At 48.8% G+C, this 6,960-nt stretch carries 3 protein-coding genes; all 3 read left to right on the top strand.

Annotation, left to right across the window (positions count from 1 at the left end):
• Positions 1-1,518 (top strand): hypothetical protein (locus E2R51_RS19940; protein WP_205703361.1); only part of this gene is annotated, 1,518 nt, incomplete at its 5' end.
• 63 nt (positions 1,519-1,581) lie between these two features.
• Positions 1,582-2,781: a hypothetical protein gene (locus E2R51_RS19410; RefSeq protein ID WP_133378717.1), complete on the top strand. Its 1,200-nt coding sequence runs from the start codon at positions 1,582-1,584 to the stop codon at positions 2,779-2,781.
• Between the two features lie 238 nt (positions 2,782-3,019).
• On the top strand, positions 3,020-6,960 hold a 3,941-nt coding region (locus tag E2R51_RS19405), incomplete at its 3' end, for an NTTRR-F1 domain (protein WP_205703360.1).

The following is a 6,960-nucleotide window of genomic DNA, read 5'->3' as shown; positions in this document are numbered from 1 at the left end:
GGAGTAACTGGAGCAACGGGAGTAACTGGAGTAACTGGAGCAACGGGAGTAACTGGAGTAACTGGAGCAACGGGAGTAACTGGAGTAACTGGAGCAACGGGAGTAACTGGAGTAACTGGAGCAACGGGAGTAACTGGAGTAACTGGAGCAACGGGTGTAACTGGAGCAACGGGTGTAACTGGAGCAACAGGAGCAACTGGAGCAACTGGAGCAACAGGAGCAACCGGTGCAACTGGAGTCACCGGAGCAACCGGCGTAACTGGTGCAACCGGAGCAACAGGTGTAACAGGAGTCACAGGCCCAACAGGACCAATAGCTCAAGGAGTTACCATTGAAAATGTGGGACCAAGTGTTAGCTCGCAGTTCGATGAACTCAATACAGCAGAAAGAACACCAGTGCTTGAACTGCAATCTGTATATGGAATATCAGATTTGCGGGATCTTATCACCACTACTGGTGGAGGAACGGTAACAAATACCACGGTAGAGTATCAAGTTAGTGTAACAGGTGGAGCCACGGATACAGCAACATTGGATAGCGTAGAAAGAGGACGGTATATGCCGGGATATGCTGCGGAATCTGGGATTGGTGTAAGAATTCCGTCTCCGCCTAGCGCAAACCAAGTGTATAGATGGGGTTTGTTTGATGATGAAAATGGAGCGTATTTTGGTCAAAGTGTAGCAGATGGCATATTTGTAGCGATCAGAAGGGCAGGGGTAGATACAATCATTCCTCAAACTTCGTGGAATGTTGATCCACTTGATGGTACCGGACCGAGTGGACTTACGCTTGATTTATCACTAGGTAACATCTTCCAAAATAGATTCACCTGGTACGGATATGGAGTAGTTGAGTTCAATATTGTGGTGCAAAACCCAGTAACATTAGCACAGCAAGTTGTTACAGTTAACCGCTTCAGACCTGCCAACGAAACAAGTTTTACAGATCCTAACTTGCCGCTGCGTGCTCAAATTGAGAATGACGGTACCGCTTCGGCTAACAGTTTCTTCGTTGGCGGAAGGCAATACAGCATACTTGGCAAGTTTAATCCAGAGTTCCGGATTACTTCTGATAGACGCTCAGTCACTGTTGGAACGGGTGGATTGCCTGTAATTTCCTTCCAAAGAAAGCCTGAATTCCCTGCTGGTTCTGGGAGACCAAATTCAGTCAGCGTAACTTTAGAGGGGTTGGATATTATCACTTCAGCAGACATTTATTACCAGGTCATTGTGAATGGAACATTAAATGGTACATTTACTAACTTCCCTACAACCAATACCGCTATTCCAGATGATGAAACGGCCCTTTTGGTTAATTTCACTGCTACGACGATTACGGGAGGTCAGGTGGTGTATCAGGGAGTTGCTGCAAGCGCCCCAGGTACAGCTAGAGATTTAGCCACAGCTTCTCTGCTGACATTTGAACTTCCTGACGAGCAGCCGGTGAGTTTAGTTATAGGAACATTCGGTGGCACTTCGTCTGTATCAGCAGTATTGAGGGTTACAGAAGAGTGGTAAAAGATCAGGTGTGATCCCGATTTTTCGGGTCATACCTGTTTAAAAGGAAGGAGTGAAGAAGTAATGACAATAATTGAAAATGTCGGTCCAAGCGTCAGTTCTCAATTTGACGAATTAATGGTTTCGCAACGAACACCCATTGTGGAATTAAAATCGGTTTATGGATTGTCTGATTTGAGAGATATTGTAGAGACGACTGGAAGCGGCACAGTAACAAATACGTCGGTTGAATATCAATTGAGTGTTACAGCAGGTGCTACAGACTCTGCAACTTTGGATAGTGCTGAAAGAGGCCGTTATATGCCCGGTTATGCTGGTCAGGCAGGAATTGGAGTCCGAATTCCAGATCCGCCTGATTCAACTCAGGTATTCCGGTGGGGTTTGTTAGATGACCAAAACGGTGCTTACTTTGGCCAAAGTGTAGCAAATGGAATATTTGTCGCTATTAGGAGAGCTGGATCCGATACAATTATCCCCCAAACCTCCTGGAATGTTGACCAACTAGACGGGACTGGTCCTAGTGGAATAACCTTAGACTTAACACTGGGTAATATTTTTAATATCACTTTTACCTGGTATGGATATGGTGTAGTTGAATTCAATGTAGTTGTACAAAACCCAGTCACACTTGCCCAGGAAGTGGTAACGGTTCATCGTTTTAGACCAGCAAACCAAACGAGTTTTACCGATCCAAACCTACCTCTCCGGGCTCAAATTGTGAACGGGGGTGCAGCAGAAGCAAGAAGTATTTTTGTAGGCGGCAGGCAATACAGTATACTTGGAAAATTTGATCCTGAATTTAGGATTACTTCTGAAAGAAGACAGGTTGCAGTTAACACCACTGGTGTCCCTGTGATTTCTTTTCAAAGAAAAGCAATATTCCCAGCAGGTTCAGGCAGATCAAATTCTGTCAGTGTCACACTTGAAGGGATCGATATCATTACAAACCAGGATATCTTTTTCCAAGTAAAAGTTGGAGGTACTTTAAACACAGCATTTACAAATTTTCCAACTGCAACAACAGCGATTCCAGATGAGGAAACAGCCTTACTTGTTAACAACACCGCTACTACTATTACTGGAGGAGAAGTTGTATTTCAGGGTGTGGGAGCTAGTTCTAATTCTAACGTAGGCAGAGAGCTGGCTACCGCTAATCTATTGGATTTTGAATTGCCTGATGATCAAATTGTTTCATTAGTTGTGGGATCTTTTACAGGTACTCCTACTATTTCTGCAGTATTTAGGGTAACGGAAGAATGGTAAACATTAATAGCTGATTTTGTTCAGACCTTACAAGCTCCCATTAATTTGGGAGCTTTTTTACTGTATTTTAACGTAGCATAATTTCATTTAAAGCTATTATAATTACTGATTATTTAATCTCAAACTACAAAAGGAGCAGTTTATAAAAATTAAATAAAGTTAAGGGCAAATGTTTAAACAACTTTTATTTATTTTCATAGAATAATTATGAAGTTCATATATGAAAGGATGTGAAAAAGTGACCATTATAAACAGAGTAATAAATGGTGGTTCTGAAACGGGATCATTACCACCATGGACTGGACTAAATGCCTCTGTAACCTCACAAGCAAGTCATACAGGAACCTATAGTGCCTTATTATCCACAAATTCAGTTGCATTGTTAGCTCAAACTGTACTAATAAATCCAGGTGAAAGATTCGAGTTATTTGCTTCATTGGCCAAACGCAATAATAACCCTAATCCACCTATTATTATTATAGTAGAGTATTATGACTCATCCTTTAATTTTTTAGGCAGAGGATTAGTTTTAAATATCTTAGCCAATAGGCTTCAGTTGGCAGGAGACTGGTTAGAAGTATACGGAACCACAAGCATAGCCCCACCAGGAACAGCATTCGGAGTAATCCTCATTCAAAAGTTAGCATTACCAAATAGTTCCCCTATTTTAGTAGATGACGTAGCGCTGCTTACAGTAACGGAAACGATAGGTCCAACAGGACCAACAGGACCAACTGGTGTAACAGGAGCGACTGGCGTAACCGGTGCCACAGGAGCAACTGGTGTAACTGGTGTAACTGGCGTAACAGGAGCCACAGGAGCCACTGGAACAACTGGTGCCACTGGAGCAACGGGTGTAACTGGAGCAACGGGAGTAACTGGTGCAACTGGAGCAACCGGAGTCATAGGTCCAACAGGAGCGACTGGAGTAACTGGAGTAACTGGTGTAACTGGTGTAACTGGTGTAACAGGAGCAACAGGTGTAACCGGAGCAACAGGTGTAACTGGAGCAACAGGTGTAACTGGAGCAACTGGCGTAACAGGAGCAACTGGAGCGACTGGTGCAACTGGCGTAACCGGAGCAACTGGATCTACCGGAGCAACAGGAGCCACTGGTGTAACTGGTGAAACTGGTGCAACTGGTGTAACTGGAGCCACTGGAGCCACTGGAGCCACTGGTGTAACTGGAGTAACTGGTGTAACCGGAGCAACAGGTGTAACTGGTGTAACTGGAGCGACTGGTGTAACCGGAGCCACTGGTGTAACTGGCGTAATTGGAGCCACTGGTGTAACTGGTGTAACTGGTGCAACTGGCGTAACTGGAGCCACAGGAGTAACTGGTGCAACTGGTGTAACAGGAGCAACTGGAGCCACTGGTGTCACTGGAGCAACTGGCGTAACTGGTGCAACTGGAGCAACTGGCGTAACTGGAGCAACTGGCGTAACTGGTGCAACTGGTGCAACAGGAGCAACAGGAGCCACTGGTGTAACTGGCGTAACTGGAGCAACAGGAGCCACTGGTGTAACTGGTGTAACAGGAGCGACTGGTCCAACAGGAGCGACTGGAGTAACAGGAGCAACTGGATCTACCGGAGCAACTGGTGTAACAGGAGCGACTGGAGCAACTGGTGCAACAGGAGCCACTGGTGTAACTGGTGTAACAGGAGCGACAGGTGCAACAGGAGCCACTGGCGTAACTGGTGTAACCGGAGCCACTGGTGTAACTGGTGTAACTGGAGCCACAGGAGTAACTGGTGCAACTGGCGTAACCGGATCTACCGGAGCAACAGGAGCAACAGGAGTAACTGGAGCAACAGGAGTAACTGGAGCGACTGGAGCAACAGGAGCTACTGGCGCAACTGGCGCAACTGGAGTTACTGGGGTCACAGGACCAACAGGTCCAACAGGAGCGACTGGAGTAACAGGAGCGACTGGATCTACTGGATCTACTGGATCTACTGGAGCGACTGGTGTAACTGGAGCCACTGGTGTAACTGGAGTAACTGGAGCCACTGGTGTAACTGGAGTAACTGGAGCCACTGGCGTAACTGGAGTAACTGGAGTAACTGGTGTAACCGGAGCAACTGGTGTAACTGGTGTAACTGGAGCAACTGGCGTAACTGGTGCAACTGGAGCAACTGGCGTAACTGGAGTCACAGGAGTAACTGGTGCAACTGGTGTAACAGGAGCAACTGGATCTACTGGAGCAACTGGCGTAACTGGTGCAACTGGAGCAACTGGCGTAACTGGAGCAACAGGTGTAACAGGAGCAACTGGATCTACTGGAGCAACTGGTGTAACTGGTGCAACTGGCGTAACCGGAGCAACTGGCGTAACCGGAGCAACTGGTGCAACAGGAGCAACAGGAGCAACAGGAGCAACAGGAGCCACTGGTGTAACTGGCGTAACTGGAGCAACAGGAGCCACTGGTGTAACTGGTGTAACTGGGGCAACTGGAGTTACTGGGGTCACAGGACCAACAGGTCCAACAGGAGCGACTGGAGTAACAGGAGCAACTGGATCTACCGGAGCAACGGGTGTAACTGGAGCGACTGGAGCAACTGGTGCAACAGGAGCCACTGGTGTAACTGGTGTAACAGGAGCGACTGGTGCAACAGGAGCCACTGGCGTAACTGGAGTAACTGGAGCCACTGGTGTAACTGGAGTAACTGGAGCCACAGGAGTAACTGGTGCAACTGGCGTAACCGGATCTACCGGAGCAACAGGAGCCACAGGAGTAACTGGAGCAACTGGCGTAACTGGAGCAACTGGCGTAACTGGAGCGACTGGAGCCACTGGAGCGACTGGAGCAACTGGTGTCACTGGTGTAACTGGAGCCACTGGAGTAACTGGAGCGACTGGTGCAACAGGAGCAACTGGAGTAACTGGAGCAACTGGAGCAACTGGTGCAACGGGAGCCACGGGTGTAACAGGAGCGACTGGAGTAACAGGAGCAACTGGAGCCACGGGTGTAACAGGAGCGACTGGAGTCACTGGAGCAACTGGAGTCACTGGAGTCACTGGAGCCACTGGAGCCACTGGCGTAACTGGCGTAACTGGCGTAACTGGTGTAACCGGAGCAACAGGAGTCACTGGAGCCACTGGTGTAACTGGAGCCACTGGTGTAACTGGAGCCACTGGCGTAACTGGTGCAACAGGAGCCACTGGCGTAACTGGAGTAACTGGTGTAACCGGAGCAACAGGTGTAACTGGCGTAACTGGAGCGACTGGTGTAACTGGAGCAACTGGAGCAACCGGAGTCACAGGTCCAACAGGAACGACTGGCGTAACGGGTGTAACTGGTGCAACTGGCGTAACTGGAGCAACTGGTGTAACAGGAGTAAACGGAGCGACTGGAGTAACTGGAGCAACGGGTGTAACTGGAGTCACAGGAGCGACTGGTGTAACTGGACCAACAGGTCCAACCGGAGCAACTGGATCAACTGGTGTAACAGGAGTAACCGGAGCGACTGGAGTAACAGGAGCCACAGGTGTAACTGGAGTAACAGGAGCCACTGGTGTAACTGGAGCCACAGGAGCAACTGGCGTAACCGGAGCCACAGGAGCAACTGGATCTACTGGAGCCACTGGTGTAACTGGTGTAACTGGAGCCACTGGTGTAACTGGTGTAACTGGAGCCACAGGAGTAACTGGTGCAACTGGAGCAACTGGCGTAACTGGAGTCACAGGAGCGACTGGTGCAACTGGCGTAACTGGAGTAACCGGAGCAACAGGTGTAACTGGCGTAACTGGAGCGACTGGCGTAACTGGAGCAACAGGTGTAACTGGAGCAACTGGTGTAACTGGTGTAACCGGAGCCACAGGAGTAACTGGTGCAACTGGCGTAACCGGATCTACCGGAGCAACAGGAGCAACAGGAGTAACTGGAGCGACTGGAGCAACAGGAGCTACTGGTGTAACTGGTGTAACTGGCGTAACTGGAGTTACTGGGGTCACAGGACCAACAGGTCTAACAGGTCCAACAGGAGCGACTGGAGTAACTGGTGCAACTGGTGCAACTGGAGCGACTGGAGTAACAGGAGCAACTGGAGCTACTGGAGCCACTGGTGTAACTGGAGCCACAGGAGTAACTGGTGCAACTGGCGTAACCGGATCTACCGGAGCAACAGGAGCAACAGGAGTAACTGGAGCAACAGGAGTAACTGGAGCAACTGGCGT

The organism is Jeotgalibacillus sp. S-D1 (assembly GCF_004358665.1).
In the GTDB taxonomy this organism is placed as follows: domain Bacteria; phylum Bacillota; class Bacilli; order Bacillales; family Jeotgalibacillaceae; genus Jeotgalibacillus.
This window is presented reverse-complemented; position numbering and strand designations above follow the sequence as displayed.